The organism is Bradyrhizobium sp. UFLA05-108 (genome assembly GCF_059803455.1).
In genome coordinates this window covers 111,578-130,795 of sequence record NZ_JBANAZ010000019.1, presented here as the reverse complement: position 1 = coordinate 130,795, position 19,218 = coordinate 111,578, and the positions used below count along the sequence as shown (strand labels likewise).

Sequence of the window (19,218 nt, the reverse complement as noted above, 5' to 3'; positions counted from 1 at the left end):
TGATCACGGCGTTCGAGGGGTGTCCACACCCTCACCGCCGCTTACCCCAGTCGCCGCTTACCCCATAGCATCTGGATCGTCCGCCTTCGCGGACGATGACAGCGGAGTGCTTGTCGCCTACTCCGGCCCCTTCAAGATCTTGAACACGCCATTCGCCATCACGATGCAGCGGTCGTCGACGGTGACTTCGGTGTTCATGAAAATCAGGCTGCGGGTCGAGCGCACCACGCGCGGGCGCGAGATCAGGATGTCGCCGATCTTGCCGGCCTCGACGAAATGGGTGTCGAGCTGCACCGTCGCCATGTACTGCCTGCCGGTGACGTAGCGCGCGGTCATGCCGCAGGTGCGGTCGGCGAAGGTCATCGTCACGCCCCCCTGCACCATGCCGCGGCGGTTGTGATGCTTGTCCTGCGTGATCAGCGCGTATTCATGTTGGCCGTCGAGCTGGCGCTCCCACAGGGGACCGATGAGGTGCATGAAACCGGTGGTTTCGACAACGGTCCAGCCGTCGTGCTTGAGTCTGGCGGCGGCCTTGTCGATCATGTTCGGGTCCGTCTGTCAAAGCAGAGCATCTGCATCTCATTTCATCAAGCGCGCTCCTGGTGTAGTCAAGCATCATGAGACCATTCGACGATGCCACACGGCGGAATATCGCTGGCGCTTGCGCGAGGTTTGCGCGTCTGCCCGACAATGGCGACCCGCTGGGGCTGAAGCGCGCCGCGGTTGCCATTGCGCTTGCCGCGGCAGGCGAGGGGCGCGACACGGCGCTGCTGCTGACCTTGCGTGCATCGAACCTGCGCGCTCATCGCGGGCAATGGGCCTTGCCCGGCGGGCGTTGCGATGCCGGTGAAACACCGGTCGAGGCGGCGCTGCGCGAGCTCGACGAGGAGCTCGGACTGAGGCTCGCGGCGGATACGGTGCTCGGCCTCCTGGACGACTACCCGACCCGCTCCGGCTATCTGATCACGCCTGTGGTGGTGTGGGCCGCCGGCAGCGGGAGACTCGTGCCGAACCCGCAGGAGGTCGCCTCCGTACATCGCATCGCCCTTGACACGATCGAGCGCGAGGACGCCTTCGACTTCGTCGCCATCCCCGAAAGCACGCGGCGCGTGATCCGCTTCCACCACGAAGACAGCCTGATCCACGCTCCGACTGCAGCCCTGATCTATCAGTTCCGCGAGGTGCTGGCGGGGCGCGTAACCCGCGTTGCCGAGCTGGAACAGCCGGTGTTCGCCTGGAAATGACCTTAGAAGTAAACGGCGTTTTAACCTGACAGTCACGCGGTGGTTGCTACAAGGGCACCATGCATCACCGACCGATTCGACGCGCCCTGACGCTTGCACCGTTCGCGCTCGCCCTGCTCGCACCGCCCGCGCCCGCGCGCGACTCCTCCGCGCTGCCGCCGGCCGTCAGCAATGCGATGGCGCAGGCGTCGCCCCAGGCCATCCTCGAATATCGCCGCCGCCTCCAGGAGTACCAGGAGACGCGCGCCGCTTTTGACGCGGAGGCCGGCGCCTATTGGAGCGCGATCTCCGAGAAGCGCCGCACCCGCAACGCCAAGCGGCGCAGCGGCCAGCAGATCACGCTTGACGATTACGTGCTGGAGCAGCCCCCGCTCTATACCGGGCCGAAGCGGCCAGTGAATCCGGAGCCGACCGAGGAGCCGGAGCCGCGCCCGCGCAAGCCGATCCCCGTCGTCGCGGATCTGTTGCGGGCCGCGCAGGATCTCTACCAGTTCACGCCGCAGCGGCCGACGACCGAGGTCGAGTTCAAGCGCGCCTACGCCCGCTATGCGCTCGCGTTCGGATTGACGCGCGAGCAGGCGGTGCGGGTCTATTCGTTCGAGACCGGCGGCACCGGCAATCACGACGTGCAAGCGGGAATTGAACATGGCGGCAAGCGGGCGATCTCGACCGCGATCGGCTACAATCAGCTCTTGACCACCAATAGCGTCGAGCTGCTCGCCGAACAGGGCCATGAGTTGGTCCGCGCGCTCTCCGAGAAGACGGCGCAGGCCGCGGGACCCGCGCGCAAGGCGCTGGAGCACAAGCTCGCTGTGTTGAAGAAGATGGTGGCGCAGGCGAAGTCGGTGCCGGACACCTGGTCGGAGCATGAGAAGATCGGCGACACCGCGCAGGGCTGGGCGATGCACGCGATGGTGCTGGATATCGACGTCGGGCCGATGCTCCAGACCCACAAGCTGCTCACGTCCGTGCTGTTCGCGCGCGCCAAGGGCTATACCCGCTCGCTCACCGCCGCCGAGCTCGAGATGATGAATCTCACCGGCGACGGCACCGGGCTGGACATGGTGACGATGCCGCAGGCCATGCGCGAGCAGGTGCCGACCTCGAACTTCTTCCAGCGTGGCGGCTACGAGCGCAACCCGGTCGCGATCCGGCACAACACGGTGGCGAAGCTGTTGGCGGTGACGGACGCGCGGATGGATTCGAACAGCAACAATACCGGTGCGAGGGAGCTGGCGGGGGCGTTTTAGAAGGTGGCTGCTGGTCAGGAGCTCAAAACGATCGTGCTCGAGAGCAGCCTGGCCCGATCAGACCGACAGAACGCCTCTCAATCCACCAGGATCACCCGGATGTCGTTCACGTTCGTCAGTGTCGGCCCGGGCAGCAGCAGGTCGCCGGTCGCGGCAAAGAATGCCGTCGCGTCGTTGTTGTCGAGATAGGCCTGCGGCTCCAGCGCCAGCGTCTTCATCTTCGCAAACGTCGCCGCGTCGATCAATGCGCCGGCGGGGTCGGTGGGGTTGCCGGCGCCGCCATCGGCTCCGTCAGTGTCGCCGGCGAGCGCGGCGATGTGGGGCGTGTCCTTCAGGAGGCCGGCGAGCGCCAGCGCATATTCCTGGTTGGGGCCGCCGCGGCCATTGCCGCGCACGGTCACCGTAAGCTCGCCGCCGGAGAGAATGGCGGTGCGTTTGCCGGCGGCGCGCGCGCTCAGGACAAGCTTGGCGTGTTCGGCGGCAACCTCGCGCGCCTCGCCTTCGAGATCGGCGCCGAGATCGATCACCTCATAGCCCGCGTCCTTCGCGAGCTTGACGGCGGCGTCGAGCGATTGCTTGGGCCGCGCGATCAGTTCGAAATGCGCGCGCGCAAACGCGGCATCGCCGGGCTTGCAGCTCTCATTGCCGGGATCATCGAGCGCGCGGCGCACGGCCTCGTCGAGCTCGAGCTTGTATTTTGCGACGATCGCGCGCGCATCGGCCAGCGTGGTCGGATCGGGCACCGTGGGGCCGGAGGCGATCGCGGAGGGATCGTCATGCGGCACGTCGGAGATCGCGAGCGTGACGATCTCAGCGGCATTCTTGCCGGCGCGCGCCAGCCGCCCGCCCTTGATGCGCGACAGATGTTTGCGCACGACATTCATCTCGCCGATCGGCGCGCCCGAGCGGAGCAGCGCCTTGTTGACCGCCTGCTTTTGCGCAAAGCTGATGCCGTCCACCGGCGCGATCCAGTTCGCCGAGCCGCCACCGGTGAGTAGCACCAGCAGCAGATCATCGGGGCCGGCCTCGCCTGCGAGCGCGAGCGAGTCGGCGGCGCCCTTCAGGCCGGCTTCGTCCGGCACGGGATGGCCGGCCTCGACCACGCGGATGCGCCGCGTCGGCACGCCGTAGCCGTGGCGGGTGGTGGCGATGCCGACCAGTCGCTCCGGATCGAGCTTGAGCCTGTCGAGATAGTGCCGCTCGGCGGCCGCGGCCATGGCGCCGGCGCCCTTGCCGGCGGCGAGGCAGATCACGCGGCCCTTCGGCGCGGAGCGCAGATGCGGCGCCAGCACCACGTCGGGGTGGGCGGCGGCGACGGCGGCGTCATAGAGGGCGCGGAGCAGGGGGCGTCGGTCGGTCATGGCGATGCTTTCCTCAAGGAGAGGCGGTTGCCGGCGACCTCGCCAGAGTCCGCCGCCTCTTGCCTAGCGCATCGCCGCGCGAAGCGTAAGCGGGCTTGCTCATCATTCGATTATGCAATTGCGTGATGATAGTCGAAAGGCAATGAAAAGCCCCCCGCGACGGCCTCGCGAGGGGCGTTCTCATACCTCGAACCTGCCGGACGGCTAGCCGCCGACGTCGGCGCTGATCACGTCGCCGAACAGCTCCCACTTCTCGCCCTTGAACTTCTCGAGCTGGAGCTGGCTGATCGGCGCGAAGTCGGTCGCCGAGGTGTTGATCTGGATCCCGGGCAGCAGCACCTCGGTCCGGAAGTCTTTCAGGCTCGCCGCCTGCTTCATGATGTTCTCGCGCGTGAGATCGTCGCCGCACTGCTTCAGCGCCTGCACCAGGGTCTGCGCCACGCCGTAGCCGGTGATAGTGCCGTGATCGAGCTTGTCGCCTTCCGGGAAATACTTCGTCATGAAGGCGAGGAATTCCTTCATGCCGGCGTCGTTGGCCCACGTCGGATCGGACACGTCCTTCAGATAGTCGGCGGAGATGATGTCCTGCGCGTTCTCGAAGCCGGCGGGCTTGAGCACGCTGCCGACGGAGGCGGAGACGTTGTTGAGGAAGTGCAGCGGCTTCCAGCCGATCTCGGCATTCTTCTTGATCGCTTGCGCGGCGAATTTCGGCGTCGTGATGTTCATGAAGACGTCGGCGCCGGTCGCCTTCAGCTTCACGATGTGGTTGTCGATCGTCGGCTCGGAGGTCTCATAGCTTTCCTCGGCAACGATCATGCTCGCCGCCTTCGCGCCGAGGCCGTCCTTCAGGCCCTTGAGATAGTCCTTGCCGTAGTCGTCGTTCTGGAACAGCACGGCGATCTTGGCGTCCGGCTTGTTCTTGAGCAGCCACTTCGCATAGATCTGCGTCTCGCTCTGGTAGTTGGGTTGCCAGCCCATGGTCCAGGGGAAGTCTTTCGGATCATTCCACTTGGTGGCGCCGGTGGCGACAAAGAGCTGCGGTACCTTCTTGGAGTTCATGTATTTCTGGATCGCCGAGTTCGGCGGCGTGCCCAGCGAGTTGAAGATGAAGAGCACCTCGTCGCTCTCGACCAGCTTGCGCGCCTGCTCCACCGTCTTCGGCGGCGAATAGGCGTCGTCATAGGAGATGAAGTTGATCTTGCGGCCGTTGATGCCGCCCTCATCGTTGATCTTCTTGAAATAGGCCGCCTCGGTACGGCCGATGATGCCGTAGGCGGACGCCGGGCCGCTGTAGGGCATGATGTTGCCGATCTTGATTTCGGTGTCGGTCGCGCCGGTATCGTATTTCTTCTGGGCTGATACAGTGGAGGTCGAGGCCGCGAACAGCGCAAGCGCGACTGACGCGGCAGCAAGTTTGCCAGTGACAGCGGGCATTCCAGTCTCCCTGATTTTTTTGGTGTGTGTGCGCCCTTTTTCTCTCGCGTTTTTTGGCGGCGCCGGGAACTGATTGAATACGATTTGCGATGCAGCATCAAGAAAAAGCCCCTGCAATGAGGTTGCAGGGGCTGCTTCTTTAGTAGTCATCAGTCGGCCGCCGGCCGGACCTTTAGCCGCCGACGTCGCTGCTGAGGACATTGCCGAGCAGTTCCCAGCTTTCGCCCTTGAAGCGCATGAGTTGCACTTGGGACAGCGGAGCAAAGTCGGTGGGGCTGGTGTTAACCTTGATGCCCGGCAGCAGGCGGCTCCGCGATCGCCTAATGGCTCAACTCGCTGGAGATCACGTCTCCGAACAGCTCCCACGACTTGCCTTTGAAGCGCATCATCTGGAGCTGCGCGATCGGCGCGAAATTGTCCGGCGAGGTGTTGATCGTGACCCCGGGAAGCAGCGTGTCCGGTGCGAAATCCTTCAGGCTCGCCGCCTGCCTCATGACGTTCTCGCGCGTAAGATCGTCGCCGCACATCTGAAGAACCTTCACCATCGTCTGCGCCGCGCCATAGCCGAACGCGACGGCGGCATCCAGTCTGTTCGCCTTCGGATCAAACTGCGCGAGGAAATCGTAGAACCTCTTCATCCCGTCGTCGGCGTTCCACTGCGGGTCGGAGCCGTCCTTGACATAGGTCGCCGAAAGGACGCCCTGCGACACCTCCAGGCCGGCTGGCTCGATCACACCGCCGACCGATGCCGAAACGTTGGAGATGATGTGCATCGGATGCCAGTTGATCTCGGCCGCCTTCTTGATCGCCTGGGCCGCGAATTTCGGCGTGGTGATGCTGATGAAGACGTCGGCGCCCGAGGCCTTCAGCTTCACGACGCGCTCGTCGATCGCGGGCTCGGAGGTGTCGTAGCCGTCCTCGATCACGATCATCGAGGCCTTCGGCCCGAGGCCGTCTTTCAAGCCCCTCAGATAGTCCTTGCCGAAATCGTCGTTCTGGTAGAGCACGGCGATCTTGGCTTCCGGCTTCTCCTTGATGATGTATTTGGCGTAGATGCGCGCTTCGCTGGCGTAGCTCGGCTGCCAGCCCATGGTCCATGGGTAGTTCTTCGGATCGTTCCATTTGGAGGCGCCGCTGGCCACGAACAATTGCGGCACGTTCTTCTCGTTCATGTATTTGCGGATGGCGCTGTTGGTGGAGGTGCCGAGCGATCCGAAGATCAAGAATACTTCGTCGCTTTCGACAAGCTTGCGGGCCTGCTCGAGCGTCTTCGGCGGCGAGTAGGCGTCGTCGTAGGAGATGAACTTGATCTTGCGACCGTTGATGCCGCCTTCCGCATTGATCTTGTCGAAATAGGCCGCTTCGGTCTTGCCGATCACGCCATAGGCGGAAGCCGGACCGCTGTAGGGCATGATGTTGCCGATCTTGATCTCGGTGTCGGAGGCGCCGGTGTCGAATTTCTTTTGCGCCAGAGCGGTGCCGTTCGTTGCAGTGCACAAGACGAATACGGCCGACAAGGCCGCGAACTGAAGACGGACGGCAGTCATTGCTCCCCCACCCGGTTGGATCGGCGATGCATTGAACAAGATTGGCGTCGGCCGTCAACAAAAAGCCCCCGCGATTGCTCGCGGAGGCTCTTAGCCGATGGTTGCAGATCAGTCTTTAGCGTCCGCGTATCATTCGGAAGGGACGTCGCCGCTGATGATCTCGCCGAAGAGTTCCCATTTCTCGCCCTTGAACCGCTGCATCTGCAACTGGCTGATCGGGGCGAAGTCGGCCGCGCTAGTGTTGATTTTCACACCGGGCAGCAAGGTGTCAGGAACGAAGTCCTTCAGGCTTGCCGCCTGCTTCATGACGTTCGCGCGGGTGAGATCGTCGCCGCACATTTCCAGCACCTTTGCGAGCGTCTGCGCCGCGCCATAGCCATAGACGACGAAGCTGTCGTTCTTGTCGGTGCCCGGCATGTACTTGTCGACGAACTCCGACCACTTCTTCATGCCGGGGTCATTGTTCCACTGCGGGTCGCCGGCGTCCTTGCCGTAAGTGGCAGACAGGATGTCTTGCGAGTTTTCAAGGCCGGCCGGCTTCATCACACCACCGACCGAGCTCGACACGTTGGTGACGATCTGGAGGGGCTTCCAGGAAAGCTCGGCCACCTTCTTGATGGCCTGGGCGGCGAATTTCGGCGTCGCGTAGATCACGAGCACGTCCGGATTGGCGGCCTTGATCTTGACGATATGGCCGTCGATCGACGGCTCGGACACCTCATAGCTCTCCTCCATGATGATGTTCGAGGCCTTGCCGCCGAACCCGTCCTTGGTGCCCTTGAGATAGTCCTTGCCGAAATCGTCGTTCTGATAGAGCACCGCGACCTTGGCGTCGGGTTTCTCCTTCAAGAGCCACTTCGCGTAGATCTGCGCTTCGCTCTGGTAGGAGGGCTGCCAGCCCATGGTCCAGGGGAAATTCTTCGGATCGTTCCACTTGGTGGCGCCGGTCGCGACGAACAGCTGCGGAATCTTCTTGGCGTTGAGATATTTCTGGATCGCGGTGTTGGAGGGCGTGCCGAGCGGGTTGAACACGGCCAGCACCTCGTCGCTCTCGACGAGCTTGCGGACCTGCTCGACCGCCTTCGGCGGCGAGTACGCGTCGTCATAGGTGACGAAGTTGACCTTGCGACCGTTGATGCCGCCCTTCTCGTTGATCATCTTGAAATAGGCTTCTTCGGTCTTGCCGATGACGCCGTAGGCGGAGGCCGGACCACTATACGGCATGATGTTGCCGATCTTGATCTCGGTGTCGGTCGCGCCGGTATCGTATTTCTTTTGGGCGAGTGCTGCGCCGGAGGTGATCGTTGCGACCGCCGTTACGACCACGGCGATTCCAAGTATTCTTCTAGACAGCAATTCAGTCTCCTTTTTAGCGTTTCAGTTCTTCTTGAGTTTGCCAATCAACTGTTGGCTGACGATCGCGACCTGCCTCGCGCCATGTGGCACGAGGTAGATGACGAGGAACAGCAGCACGCCGAACACTGCGCCCGAGAGTCCCTTGGAGATGCCCTCCGCTATGTTCGGCACGAAAATGATGAAAGCCGCGCCGACGAACGAGCCGGGCAGCCAGCCGACACCGCCGACGACCATGCCGAGGAACAGCGAGATCGCGAGCGTGATGTTGTAGCTGTCAGGCGCGACGAACTGCACCGCGATTGCGCTGAGGCCGCCGGCGACGCCGGTGATGCCGGCGGAGACACCGAAGGCCAGCGTCTTGTATAGCGCGACATTGACGCCCATCGACGAGGCTGCGATCTCGTTGTCGCGGATTGCCATGAAGGCGCGCCCCGAGCGGGAGCGCAACAGGTTCACCGAGAAGATGTAGATCGCGAGCGTGACGACGAGCGTGAAGTAGTACAGCCACATGTCCTGGCCCATCGGCAGGCCGAACGGGGCGTCCGGCTTGGTGACGACGAGGCCCTGGACGCCGCCGGTCCAGTGCTCGAGGAAGTTCAGCTTCAGGAGCTGCGGCATGGCGGTCGCGAGCGCGAAGGTCGCAAGCGCGAGATAGACGCCGGAGAGTCGCAGCGCCGGCTGGCCGAACAGGAAGCCGAAGCCGAAGCAGACCACGCCGGCGACCGGCAGCGTCAGCGCATAGTTGACGTTGAACTGCTCCATCAGCACCGCCGTGACGTAGGCGCCGACGGCATAGAACGCGCTCTGGCCGAGCGAAAACTGACCCGAGCCACCGGTCAGGATGTTCAGCGCCAGCACCGCGAGCCCGTAGATCAGGAGCATCGTCAACTGGAAGATGATGAAGTTCTTGGCGAACAGCGGAACGATAAGGAGCGCTGCCAGCACCACCAGCGAGGTGGTCGTGCTCAGCGTCATGGCCCGCTTCGGAACGGCCTCGACCGCCTCGTGGCCTTCGCCAACGACTTCTTCTGCTGCGCTCATGATCAAACTCGCTTGACGATGTGCCGGCCGAACAGGCCAGCGGGTTTGACGACCAGGACGGAAATGATCAGTGCAAGCGCGATCGGGAGCTTCAGCTCATTGCCGACGCCGGGGATATAGGTGCCCGCGAGGTTCTCGAAGATTCCGACCAGGAAGCCGCCGACCACCGCGCCGAACGGGCTCGACAGGCCGCCGAGCACGGCCGCGGCAAAGCCGTAGATCAGGACGCCGCCCATCATGTTGGGCTCGAGGAACACCACCGGTGCGATCAGCATGCCGGCGATCGCGCCGATCGCCGATGCCATGCCCCAGCCGAGCGCGATCATCCAGCTCGTATTGATGCCGACGAGCCGCGCCGATTCAGGCAGCGAGGCCGCCGCCCGCATGGCGAGGCCGATCCGCGTGTACTGGAAGAAGAAGAACAGAGCGATCAGCAGCAGCAGGGTCACGCCGATCATGCCGGCCTGGTGGGTCGAGATGAGCTGGCTGCCGAGGAACGGCGAGGAGCCGAATGGGGTCGGGTATTGCTTGATGGTGAAGTCCCAGATCAGGCCGGCCGAGGAGTTGATGATGGCAAACAGTGCGATGAAACCGGCGACGTTGGTCAGGATCGGCGCTTTCGCCAGCGGCTTGAACAAGATGCGCTCGATCGCGATGCCGCCGACAAAGGCGAACGCCAGCGTGATCACGAAGGCGGCCCAATAGGGCACGCCCCATTGCATCAGCTGCCAGGAGATGAAGGTCGCAAACATCGCCATCTCGCCTTGCGCGAAGTTGAGATGGTCGATCGCCTGGTAGATCATGACCACCGCGAGCGCCATGCAGGCATAGATCGCGCCGGTCGCAATCCCGGCCAGGACCTGGTTGGTGAACAGCTCCATCGTCCCGGCTCCCTCAGTAACCCAGATAGGATTTGCGGATGTCTTCGTTGTTCGCGATGTCCTTGGCATGGCCCGACATCACGATACGGCCGGTCTCGATCACATAGGCCTGGTCGGCGAGCTCGAGCGCGAGCTGGGCGTTCTGCTCGACCACCAGGATCGTGACCTTGTCCTCGCGGTTGATCTTGCCGAGGATCTTGAAGAGGTCGCGCACGACGAGCGGCGCAAGTCCAAAGGACGGCTCGTCCAGCAGCATCAGGCGGGGCCGCAGCATCAGCGCGCGGGCAACCGCGAGCATCTGCTGCTCGCCGCCCGAGAGCGTGCCGGCCTGCTGGGTATGCCGCTGCTTCAGGACCGGGAAATGCGCATACATGCGCTCGATGTCGGAGACGATGCCGGCATTGTCCTTGCGGGTGATGGCCCCGAGCTGAAGATTTTCCTCCACCGTCATGTTGGTGAAGGTGCCGCGGCCCTGCGGCACATGCGCGATGCCGAAGCGCACGATGTTCTCGGTCGAGCGGCTGCCGAGCGGTTTGCCGTCGAACTCGATCGCGCCGGTGGAGCGCACCATGTTGCAGATCGCGCGGAGCGTGGTGGTCTTGCCGGCGCCGTTGGCCCCTAGGAGCGTGGTCAGCGAGCCCTCGTTGAGCGAAAAGGACAGGCCGTGAAGGGCCTGCACCTGGCCGTAATAGGCGCGCAGGTCCTTGACGTTGAGCAGCATCGTCATTGGTCCTTGCTCCCGAGATAGGCCTTGATGACGTCGGGATCCGCCTGCACCTGGGCGGGCGTGCCTTCCGCGAGCTTCTTGCCGAAATTCAGCGCCACGACGTGGTCGGCGATCGACATCACGAGGCCCATGTGGTGCTCGACCAGCAGCACGGTCATGTGACGGTCGTCGCGGATGCGGCGGATGAGGTCGCCGAGCACATAGACCTCTTCATGGTTGAGACCGCCGGCCGGCTCGTCGAGCAGCAGGATTTTGGGATCCGCCGCCAGCGCCCGCGCCAGCTCGACGCGCTTCTGCGTGCCGAAGGGCAGGCCGGAGACGGTGGTGTGGGCGACGTCCTCGAGGTCGAGATAAGCGAGGATCTCGTGCACCTTCTTGTTGACGCTCGACTCGCTGCGGCGAACCCAGGCGAGGCGAAGCGAGTCGCTGACGATGTCGCTGGAGGTGCGCGCATGCGTGCCTACGCGCACATTGTCCATCACCGACAGGTTGGGGAACAGTGCCACGTTCTGGAAGGTACGGCCGATGCCGATCTCGGCGATCCGGTGCGGCGGGCGCGTCAGGATGCTCGCGCCTTCCATCAGGATGTCGCCGGACGAGGGCTGGTAGAGCCGGGAAAGGCAATTGAACAGCGTGGTCTTGCCGGCACCGTTGGGGCCGATCAATCCGAGGATCTGGCCCTTGTGCATGTCAAAGGACACGCCGTTGAGCGCGACGATGCCGCCGAACACGACGCTGACGTCGCGAACCGCGAGCAGAGGAGAATTCCCCTGCGCGAGCTGTGCCTGCGTCATCTCGTCTCGCCCACACCGTTGAGTGGGCCGAAGGGCGACACGAAGCGCCCTCTGCAACGACGATGGCTATCTGATCCCCTCGGCCACACGTGCAACTTTTCCTCCTGATTTCAGCTTCTTGCCGGCTTCTTTTTTGAATTGCGGCGTCATTCCCCCGAGCGCCGCTTCGATGTTCCTTACCATCGCCAAGAGACGTGGTCCAATGTCGGTGATCAGGCGCTCTTCCGTGAAGCGGAATGCGGGAGCGCCGCAGTTGAAAGCGTAGGGCCCGGTTCCGTCGTTCAGCCTGAGCGCAACGCCAGCGGCGCCGATGTCGTCGTGCCAGTCGCCGACCGAAATCGCGAAGCCGTATTTCGCGACGGTCTCGCCGGACCGCTCTAACCCGTCGCGCAATTTCGGCCAGCGGCTGCCGTAATGTTCGCGCAGATCGCGCAGGAGGGAAGCGCGTTCCTCTTCGTCCAGCGCCCAGAAATAGGCGCGCCCCATCGCACTGGTTGCAATCGGCACGCGGGAGCCGACGTCAAGTTGAACGCCAACCGTCTCGCTGCCCCGGCTCTGCCCGAAATAGATCATGCTCTGGCGATCGCGCCCGCCGACCGCGACTGCGCCGCCCGTGGCGCGCATCACTTCCTCGCGAAACGGCTCGGACAGATGTCGAATGCCGAGATTGGCCAGCGCCGCATAACCGAGCGCCAGAGCGGCGGGCGCGAGCTGGTACTTTTCGAAGCGGGGAACCGGTGTAAGATAACCGAGCTTCGTCAACGTATAGGTCAGCCGCGACACGGTTGGCTTGGGCAAGTTCGTGCGGGCCGCGATCTCCTGATTGCCAAGAAGCCCGTCGTTGGGTTGGAACGCGCGCAATACATCGAGCCCGCGGGAAAGCGCGACGACGAAGTTCCGATCGGTCGCTGGTTTCTTTCCTGTACGCTTCATCCCTGATCTGCTTCTTGCGCGGAGTCGTTGACAAGCCACGTGCTTCAAAATAACCCTGCCGTCAAGATGCGGAATTAAATTCCGCACTGCGAAATTGAAACAAAAGTAAATCCTTAACTGGAGGGTATGCCGTGAGCGAAGTGGTCAAGCTTGAGCGTCATGACGAGATCGGGGTCGTCACGGTCAACAGCCCTCCGGTGAACGCGCTCAGTGCGGCCGTGCGCGGCGGGATCCTGGAATGCGTCAAGCAGGCTGTCGCCGATCCCGCCATCAAGGGCATCGTGCTGACTTGCGCGGGCCGCACCTTCATCGCCGGCGCAGACATCACCGAGTTCGGCAAGCCGCCGAAGCCGCCCGCGCTCAATGACGTCCTCGCCGAGATCGAGAATTCGCCCAAGCCCGTCGTCGCCGCGATCCATGGCACCGCGCTTGGCGGCGGCCTCGAGGTTGCGCTGGCCTGTCATTTCCGTGTCGCGACCAAGGAGGCCAAGCTCGGCCTGCCCGAGGTGAAGCTTGGCCTGCTGCCTGGCGCCGGCGGCACCCAGCGCCTGCCGCGCGCGGTCGGCCCGGAGCTTGCGGTCAAGATGATCGTGGCCGGTGATCCGATCGGTGCGGCGGAGGCGCTGAAGAACGGGCTGATCGAGGAGATCGTCGAAGGTCCGGCGGCCGGCGGTGAAGCCTTCGCCCGCAAGCTGCTCGCCGAGAAGCGTCCGCTCCGCAAGTTGCGTGATGACGACAGCAAGATTGCAGCCGCCAAGGCCGACCGCTCGATCTTCACCAATGCGGTTGCCGCCATGACAAAGAAGTCGCGCGGCCTGGAAGCGCCGTTCGCCGCAGCCGATGCCGTCGGCTACGCCATCGACCTGCCGTTCGATGAGGGCCTGAAGAAGGAGCGCGAAATCTTCCTGAAGCTCGTGACCAGCGACCAATCCAAGGCGCAACGCTACGCCTTCTTCGCCGAGCGTGAGGCCAACAAGATCGCGGGCGTGCCCGAGGGCACGAAGTCGCGTCCCGTGGAGCGGGTCGCCATCCTCGGTGCCGGCACGATGGGCGGCGGCATCGCGATGTCCTTTGCCAATGCCGGCATCCCCGTCACCCTGATCGAGACCGGCGAGGAGCAGCTCAAGCGCGGCATGGGCATCATGCAGAAGAACTGGGAAGCGACCGCGGCCCGCGGCGGCATCCCGGCGGACGCGCCCGCCAAGCGCATGGCGCTGATCAATGGCGTCGTCGGCATCGAGAATGTCGGCAATGCCGACCTCGTCATCGAAGCCGTGTTCGAGACCATGGCGGTGAAGAAAGAGGTGTTCGGCAAGCTCGATCAATACGTCAAGCCGGGCGCCGTGCTCGCCTCAAACACCTCGTATCTCAACATCGACGAGATTGCCAAGTCGACCAAGCGTCCGCAGGACGTGCTCGGCATGCACTTCTTCTCGCCGGCCAACGTCATGAAGCTGTGCGAGATCGTGCGCGCCGACAAGACCGCGCCGGATGCGCTGGTGACCGCCGTCACCATCGCGCGCAAGATCGCGAAGGTGCCGGCCGTGGTCGGGGTCTGCGACGGGTTTGTCGGCAACCGCATGCTGGCGCAGCGCGGCAAGCAAGCGGAGAAGCTGCTGTTCGAAGGCGCGCTGCCGCAGCAGGTCGATGCCGTCGTGACGAAGTTCGGCATGCCTATGGGTCCGTTCGCGATGGGCGATCTCGCCGGTCTCGATATCGGCTGGCGCTCGCGGAAGGATCGCGGCATCAAGTCGGAAATCGCCGACGCGCTGTGCGAAGCTGGCCGCTTCGGCCAGAAGACCGGCAAGGGCTACTACAAGTATGAAGCCGGCTCCCGCGCGCCGCTGCCCGATCCAGAGGTCGAGAAGCTGATCGACGAGACGCTGCTGCGCTTGGGGCGCAAGAAGCGCGTCGTCAGCGACGAGGAGATCCTCGAGCGGATGATGTACCCGATGATCAACGAAGGCGCGAAGATCCTCGAAGAAGGCATCGCCGCGCGTCCGTCGGATATCGATGTGGTCTGGCTCTATGGCTATGGCTGGCCGATCTATCGCGGCGGCCCGATGTACTGGGCCGACACGGTTGGCCTCAAGCACATCGCCGACCGCCTGTCGGTCTATGCCAAGGAGACCAACGACCCGAGCCTCGAGCCCGCGCCGTTGCTGAAGAGGCTGGCGGCCGAAGGCAAGACCTTCGCCTCGCTCGCAGCAGAGTCGAAAGCGGCGTGATGGGGTTTGCCACGAGTCGTCTGTCGTTCCGGCGGTGCTCTCTCCGTTCTCTCCCCCCTTGCGGGGGAGGGGCAGGGAGGAGGATAGCCCCGGGAGAGTTCAGCACTTGTGGCTACCCCCTTCCCCAACCCTTCCCCGCAAGGGGGAAGGGAGCCCAGCCTGCGTGCTCACCTCACGGTAATTCGATTCAATGACCCATCCCGGCGAACAGTTTTATCCCGAAGGCGTGCATTGGGACGACGCGATTTCCCAGGGTACGTTGCCTGATCTCCTCTCAAAAGCGGCCGCCGACTTCGGCGCGCGCGCCGCGCTCGAATTCCGCGATCGCCCGATCAGCTACAGCGAGCTCGAAGCGATGGCGGAAACGGCCGCCGCTGCCTTCCTGCGCGCCGGATGCGGCAAGGGCTCTTCCGTTGCGCTGTTCCTCGGCAACACGCCCGACCATCCCGTCAATTTCTTCGGCGCGCTGAAGGCAGGCAGCCGCGTCGCGCACCTGTCGCCGCTCGACGGCGAGATCGCCCTGACGCACAAGGTCTCCGACTCCGGTTCGCGCGTGCTGGTGACTTCCAACCTCGCGGCGCTGCTGCCGACGGCACTGAAATTCCTGGAGAAGGGCCTGATCGACCGCTTGGTCGTCTGTGAGGATGATCATTGGGGCAAGGTCGGCACGCCGCAAGCCGCGATCCCCGCCGATCCCAGGATCGTTACCTTCAAGACCTTCATCGAGGGCGCGACCAGGCCGGCGCAATGGCCTGCCGTCACGGCCGACGATGTCGCGTTGCTGCAATATACCGGTGGCACCACCGGCCTGCCGAAAGGCGCGATGCTCACGCACGGCAATCTCACCTCGGCCGTGTCGATCTACGACGTCTGGGGCAAACCGGCCCGCGCCGCGCGCGGCAATGTCATCGAGCGCGTGATCTGTGTGCTGCCGCTGTTCCATATCTACGCGCTCACCGTCGTTCTGTTGTCCTCGCTTCGCCGCGGCAATCTGATCTCGCTGCACCAGCGGTTCGACGTCGAGGCTGTCATGCGCGACATCGAGGTCAAGCGCGCGACCTACTTTCCGGGTGTGCCGACGATGTGGATCGCGATCGCGGCGCTCCCTGATCTGGACAAACGCGATTTCTCCTCGCTCAACGCCATCGGCTCCGGCGGTGCGCCGCTGCCCGTGGAGGTCGCGAACTTCTTCGAGCGCAAGGTCGGCAAGAAGCTCAAGAGCGGCTGGGGCATGACCGAGACCTGCTCGCCCGGCACCGGCCATCCGCCCGCCGGCCCGGAAAAGCCGGGCTCGATCGGGTTGATGCTGCCCGGCATCGAACTCGACGTGGTCTCGCTCGACGATCCCACGAACGTGCTGCCGCCGGGTGAAGTCGGCGAGATCCGCATCAAGGGCCCGAACGTCACCAAGGGTTACTGGAACAAGCCGAAGGAGAGCGCGGAGTCCTTTGCCGACGGCCGCTTCCTCACCGGCGACATCGGTTATCGGGATACGGACGGCTATTTCTTCCTGGTCGACCGCAAGAAGGACATGATCATCTCCGGCGGCTTCAACGTCTATCCGCAGATGATCGAGCAGGCGATCTATACGCACCCGGGCGTGCACGAGGTCATCGTCATCGGCATTTCCGATCAGTATCGCGGCGAGGCGGCAAAGGCTTTCATCAAGCTCAAGCCGGACGCAAAGCCGTTCTCCATCGACGATCTTCGCAGCTTCCTCACTGGCAAGGTCGGCAAGCATGAATTGCCGGCGGCGGTCGAGTTCGTCGACGAGCTGCCGCGCACGCCGGTCGGCAAGCTGTCGCGCCACGAATTGCGCCAGCAGCAGAAACCATCTCAATCCACCCAACAAAGCACTACAGGAGTCCGCTCGTGACCGACGCCGTCATCGTTTCCACCGCCCGCACGCCAATCGGCAAGGCCTATCGCGGCGCGCTCAACAACACCGAGGGCGCGACGCTGCTCGGCCACGCCATCGGCGAGGCGGTCGCGCGCGCGAAGGTCGATCCGAAGGAGATCGAGGACGTCGTGATGGGCGCTGCCCTCCAGCAGGGCTCGACCGGCGGCAACATCGCGCGCAAGGCGCTGCTGCGTGCCGGCCTTCCCGTCACCGTCGCCGGCACCACGATCGATCGGCAGTGCGCCTCCGGTCTCCAGGCGATCGCGCTTGCCGCGCGCTCGGTGATTTTTGACGGCGTCGAGATCGCGGTCGGCGGCGGCGGCGAGTCGATCTCGCTGGTGCAGAACGACAAGATGAACGCCTTTCACGCCCAGGATCCGGCGCTGCTCAAGATCAAGGGCGAGGTCTATATGCCGATGATCGACACCGCGGAGGTCGTGGCGAAGCGCTATGGCATCTCGCGCGAACGCCAAGACGAATATTCGCTCGAGAGCCAGCGCCGCACTGCGGCTGCGCAGCAGGGGGGCAAGTTCAAGGACGAGCTCGCGCCGATCACGACCAAGATGGCCGTGACCGACAAGGCGACCGGTGAGGTCTCCTTCAAGGATGTCACGCTGTCGCAGGACGAAGGTCCGCGCCCCGAAACCACCGCCGAAGGCCTCGCCGGCCTGAAGCCGGTGCGCGGCGAAGGCTTTACCGTCACCGCCGGCAATGCCAGCCAGCTCTCCGACGGTGCCAGTGCGTCGGTGATCATGAGCGACAAGGAAGCGGCCAAGCGCGGCTTGAAGCCGCTCGGCATCTTCCGCGGCTTCGTCTCCGCCGGCTGCGAACCGGATGAGATGGGCATCGGCCCGGTCTTCGCCGTACCGCGGCTGCTCAAGCGTCACGGACTCACCGTCGACGACATCGGTCTCTGGGAATTGAACGAGGCGTTCGCCGTGCAGGTGCTCTATTGCCGAGACAAGCTCGGCATCGATCCCGACAAGATCAACGTCGATGGCGGCGCGATCTCGGTCGGCCATCCCTACGGCATGTCGGGCGCGCGGCTGACCGGCCACGCTTTGATCGAAGGCCGCCGCCGCAAGGCCAAATACGCGGTCGTCACCATGTGCGTCGGCGGCGGCATGGGCGCGGCCGGGTTGTTTGAGGTGTTGCAGTAGTTCACCGTCGTGCCGGGACATTCGCGACAAGCGAATGAACCCGGAACCTCGCTTCACAACTTCTGGATTCCGGGCTCGCTTCGCGCGCCCCGGAATGACGAATAGAGAATAAAGCTCACAGGAGGATCCGATGGATCTCGCATTCACGAAGGAAGAGCAGGCGTTTCGCGAGGAAGTGCGGCAGTTCTTCCGCGACAACGTGCCGCCGGATACACGGCGCAAGCTGGTCGAAGGCCGCCACCTCTCGAAGGACGAGATGGTGACGTGGTGGCGCATCCTCAACAAGAAGGGCTGGGGCGTCAGCCACTGGCCGAAGCAATATGGCGGCACCGGCTGGACCAGCGTGCAGCACTACATCTTCAACGAAGAGCTGCAGTCCTATCCGGCGCCGCAGCCGCTCGCCTTCGGCGTCAGCATGGTGGGCCCGGTCATCTACACCTTCGGCAATGAGGAGCAGAAGAAGCAGTATCTGCCCCGCATTGCCAATGTCGACGACTGGTGGTGCCAGGGCTTCTCCGAGCCCGGCTCGGGTTCGGACCTCGCTTCGCTGAAGACCAAGGCCGAGCGCAAGGGTGACAAGTGGATCGTCAACGGCCAGAAGACCTGGACCACGCTCGCCCAGCACGCGGACATGATCTTCTGCCTCTGCCGCACCGATCCGTCGGCCAAGAAGCAGATGGGCATTTCGTTCATCGTCTTCAGCATGAAGTCGAAGGGCGTGACCGTGCGCCCGATCCAGACCATCGACGGCGGCGTCGAGGTCAACGAAGTCTTCTTCGACGACGTCGAGGTACCCTACGAGAACCTGATCGGCGAGGAGAACAAGGGCTGGGACTACGCAAAATTCCTGCTCGGCAACGAGCGTACCGGGATTGCGCGCGTCGGCGTCTCCAAGGAACGCATCCGCCGCATCAAGGAGCTGGCGTCCAAGGTCGAGTCCGGCGGCAAGCCGATCATCCAGGATGCCGCCTTCCGCGAGAAGCTTGCGGCCTGCGAGATCGAGCTGAAGGCGCTGGAGCTCACGCAGCTCCGTGTCGTCGCCGATGAGGGCAAGCACGGCAAGGGCAAGCCCAATCCGGCGTCCTCGGTGCTGAAGATCAAGGGCTCCGAGATCCAGCAGACCACGACCGAGCTGCTCATGGAGGTCATCGGCCCGTTCGCCGCGCCCTACGACATCCATGGCGACGACGGTTCGAACGAAGCCATGGACTGGACCGCCCAGATCGCGCCGAGCTACTTCAACAACCGCAAGGTCTCGATCTACGGCGGCTCCAACGAGATCCAGCGCAACATCATCGCCAAGGCGGTGCTGGGGCTTTGAGGGACTGAGGGACGCACAAGCGGTGTCGTCCCCCGCGAAAG

At 63.9% G+C, this 19,218-nt stretch carries 16 protein-coding genes; 6 read left to right on the top strand and 10 right to left on the bottom strand.

From position 1 onward, the window contains the following. Positions 1–117: 117 nt before the first annotated feature. Positions 118–543, bottom strand: coding sequence for a PaaI family thioesterase (locus tag SO140_RS16535; protein ID WP_474801847.1), 426 nt, complete (start codon positions 541–543; stop codon positions 118–120). Positions 544–617: 74 nt separating this feature from the next. Between SO140_RS16535 and SO140_RS16530 the strand changes: the two genes are divergently transcribed. Further along, positions 618–1,244, top strand: a complete 627-nt coding sequence (locus SO140_RS16530; RefSeq protein WP_449381342.1) for an NUDIX hydrolase — start codon at positions 618–620, stop codon at positions 1,242–1,244. A 59-nt stretch (positions 1,245–1,303) separates the two neighbouring features. Next, complete coding sequence (locus tag SO140_RS16525; RefSeq protein ID WP_474801844.1) at positions 1,304–2,494, top strand: hypothetical protein; 1,191 nt, start codon at positions 1,304–1,306, stop codon at positions 2,492–2,494. A 77-nt stretch (positions 2,495–2,571) separates the two neighbouring features. On the opposite strand, the gene SO140_RS16520 is transcribed toward SO140_RS16525, so the two are convergent. From SO140_RS16520 to SO140_RS16480, 9 genes are all read right to left on the bottom strand, one after another. Next, positions 2,572–3,855, bottom strand: a complete 1,284-nt coding sequence (locus tag SO140_RS16520) for a glycerate kinase type-2 family protein (protein WP_474801842.1) — start codon at positions 3,853–3,855, stop codon at positions 2,572–2,574. Between the two features lie 204 nt (positions 3,856–4,059). Beyond that, positions 4,060–5,289: an ABC transporter substrate-binding protein gene (locus tag SO140_RS16515; RefSeq protein WP_449381339.1), complete on the bottom strand. Its 1,230-nt coding sequence runs from the start codon at positions 5,287–5,289 to the stop codon at positions 4,060–4,062. A 320-nt stretch (positions 5,290–5,609) separates the two neighbouring features. Continuing rightward, entirely contained in the window at positions 5,610–6,836 is a 1,227-nt protein-coding gene (locus SO140_RS16510; protein WP_474801840.1) for an ABC transporter substrate-binding protein, read from the bottom strand. A 129-nt stretch (positions 6,837–6,965) separates the two neighbouring features. Then, positions 6,966–8,192 (bottom strand): ABC transporter substrate-binding protein, encoded by a 1,227-nt coding sequence (locus SO140_RS16505; RefSeq protein ID WP_474801838.1) that lies wholly within the window; start codon positions 8,190–8,192, stop codon positions 6,966–6,968. 21 nt (positions 8,193–8,213) lie between these two features. Continuing rightward, on the bottom strand, positions 8,214–9,233 hold the full coding sequence (locus SO140_RS16500; RefSeq protein ID WP_449381336.1) for a branched-chain amino acid ABC transporter permease: 1,020 nt from the start codon (positions 9,231–9,233) through the stop codon (positions 8,214–8,216). Between the two features lie 2 nt (positions 9,234–9,235). Further along, a complete protein-coding gene (locus SO140_RS16495; RefSeq protein WP_449381335.1) occupies positions 9,236–10,114 on the bottom strand; it encodes a branched-chain amino acid ABC transporter permease in 879 nt (292 codons plus the stop codon). A 13-nt stretch (positions 10,115–10,127) separates the two neighbouring features. Further along, a complete protein-coding gene (locus SO140_RS16490) occupies positions 10,128–10,841 on the bottom strand; it encodes an ABC transporter ATP-binding protein (RefSeq protein ID WP_449381334.1) in 714 nt (237 codons plus the stop codon). Continuing rightward, positions 10,838–11,635 carry an ABC transporter ATP-binding protein gene (locus SO140_RS16485; protein ID WP_449381333.1) on the bottom strand — a complete coding sequence of 266 codons (798 nt, stop codon included), beginning with the start codon at positions 11,633–11,635 and terminating at the stop codon, positions 10,838–10,840. The genes SO140_RS16490 and SO140_RS16485 overlap by 4 nt, the downstream gene beginning before the upstream one ends. A 66-nt stretch (positions 11,636–11,701) precedes the next feature. After that, positions 11,702–12,568, bottom strand: coding sequence for an IclR family transcriptional regulator (locus SO140_RS16480; RefSeq protein ID WP_449381377.1), 867 nt, complete (start codon positions 12,566–12,568; stop codon positions 11,702–11,704). A gap of 131 nt (positions 12,569–12,699) precedes the next feature. Here SO140_RS16480 and SO140_RS16475 point away from each other — a divergent pair, with 131 nt between their 5' ends. From SO140_RS16475 to pimC, 4 genes are all read left to right on the top strand, one after another. Further along, the gene (locus tag SO140_RS16475) at positions 12,700–14,796 is read left to right on the top strand and encodes a 3-hydroxyacyl-CoA dehydrogenase NAD-binding domain-containing protein (protein ID WP_474801834.1); all 2,097 of its coding nucleotides are present in this window, start codon (positions 12,700–12,702) and stop codon (positions 14,794–14,796) included. 190 nt (positions 14,797–14,986) lie between these two features. Continuing rightward, a complete protein-coding gene (pimA, locus tag SO140_RS16470) occupies positions 14,987–16,672 on the top strand; it encodes a dicarboxylate--CoA ligase PimA (protein ID WP_449381331.1) in 1,686 nt (561 codons plus the stop codon). Beyond that, positions 16,669–17,856, top strand: coding sequence for an acetyl-CoA C-acyltransferase (locus SO140_RS16465; protein ID WP_474801832.1), 1,188 nt, complete (start codon positions 16,669–16,671; stop codon positions 17,854–17,856). The genes pimA and SO140_RS16465 overlap by 4 nt, the downstream gene beginning before the upstream one ends. A gap of 130 nt (positions 17,857–17,986) precedes the next feature. After that, positions 17,987–19,177: a pimeloyl-CoA dehydrogenase large subunit gene (pimC, locus tag SO140_RS16460; protein ID WP_449381329.1), complete on the top strand. Its 1,191-nt coding sequence runs from the start codon at positions 17,987–17,989 to the stop codon at positions 19,175–19,177. Positions 19,178–19,218 lie beyond the last annotated feature (41 nt).

Bases quoted from the DNA above. Each gene is read 5' to 3' on its own strand.
- SO140_RS16535 (WP_474801847.1), bottom strand. From the start codon at position 543: ATGATCGACAAGGCCGCCGCCAGACTCAAGCACGACGGCTGGACCGTT.
- SO140_RS16530 (WP_449381342.1), top strand. From the start codon at position 618: ATGAGACCATTCGACGATGCCACACGGCGGAATATCGCTGGCGCTTGC.
- SO140_RS16525 (WP_474801844.1), top strand. From the start codon at position 1,304: ATGCATCACCGACCGATTCGACGCGCCCTGACGCTTGCACCGTTCGCG.
- SO140_RS16520 (WP_474801842.1), bottom strand. From the start codon at position 3,855: ATGACCGACCGACGCCCCCTGCTCCGCGCCCTCTATGACGCCGCCGTC.
- SO140_RS16515 (WP_449381339.1), bottom strand. From the start codon at position 5,289: ATGCCCGCTGTCACTGGCAAACTTGCTGCCGCGTCAGTCGCGCTTGCG.
- SO140_RS16510 (WP_474801840.1), bottom strand. From the start codon at position 6,836: ATGACTGCCGTCCGTCTTCAGTTCGCGGCCTTGTCGGCCGTATTCGTC.
- SO140_RS16500 (WP_449381336.1), bottom strand. From the start codon at position 9,233: ATGAGCGCAGCAGAAGAAGTCGTTGGCGAAGGCCACGAGGCGGTCGAG.
- SO140_RS16495 (WP_449381335.1), bottom strand. From the start codon at position 10,114: ATGGAGCTGTTCACCAACCAGGTCCTGGCCGGGATTGCGACCGGCGCG.
- SO140_RS16490 (WP_449381334.1), bottom strand. From the start codon at position 10,841: ATGACGATGCTGCTCAACGTCAAGGACCTGCGCGCCTATTACGGCCAG.
- SO140_RS16485 (WP_449381333.1), bottom strand. From the start codon at position 11,635: ATGACGCAGGCACAGCTCGCGCAGGGGAATTCTCCTCTGCTCGCGGTT.
- SO140_RS16480 (WP_449381377.1), bottom strand. From the start codon at position 12,568: ATGAAGCGTACAGGAAAGAAACCAGCGACCGATCGGAACTTCGTCGTC.
- pimA (WP_449381331.1), top strand. From the start codon at position 14,987: ATGACCCATCCCGGCGAACAGTTTTATCCCGAAGGCGTGCATTGGGAC.
- pimC (WP_449381329.1), top strand. From the start codon at position 17,987: ATGGATCTCGCATTCACGAAGGAAGAGCAGGCGTTTCGCGAGGAAGTG.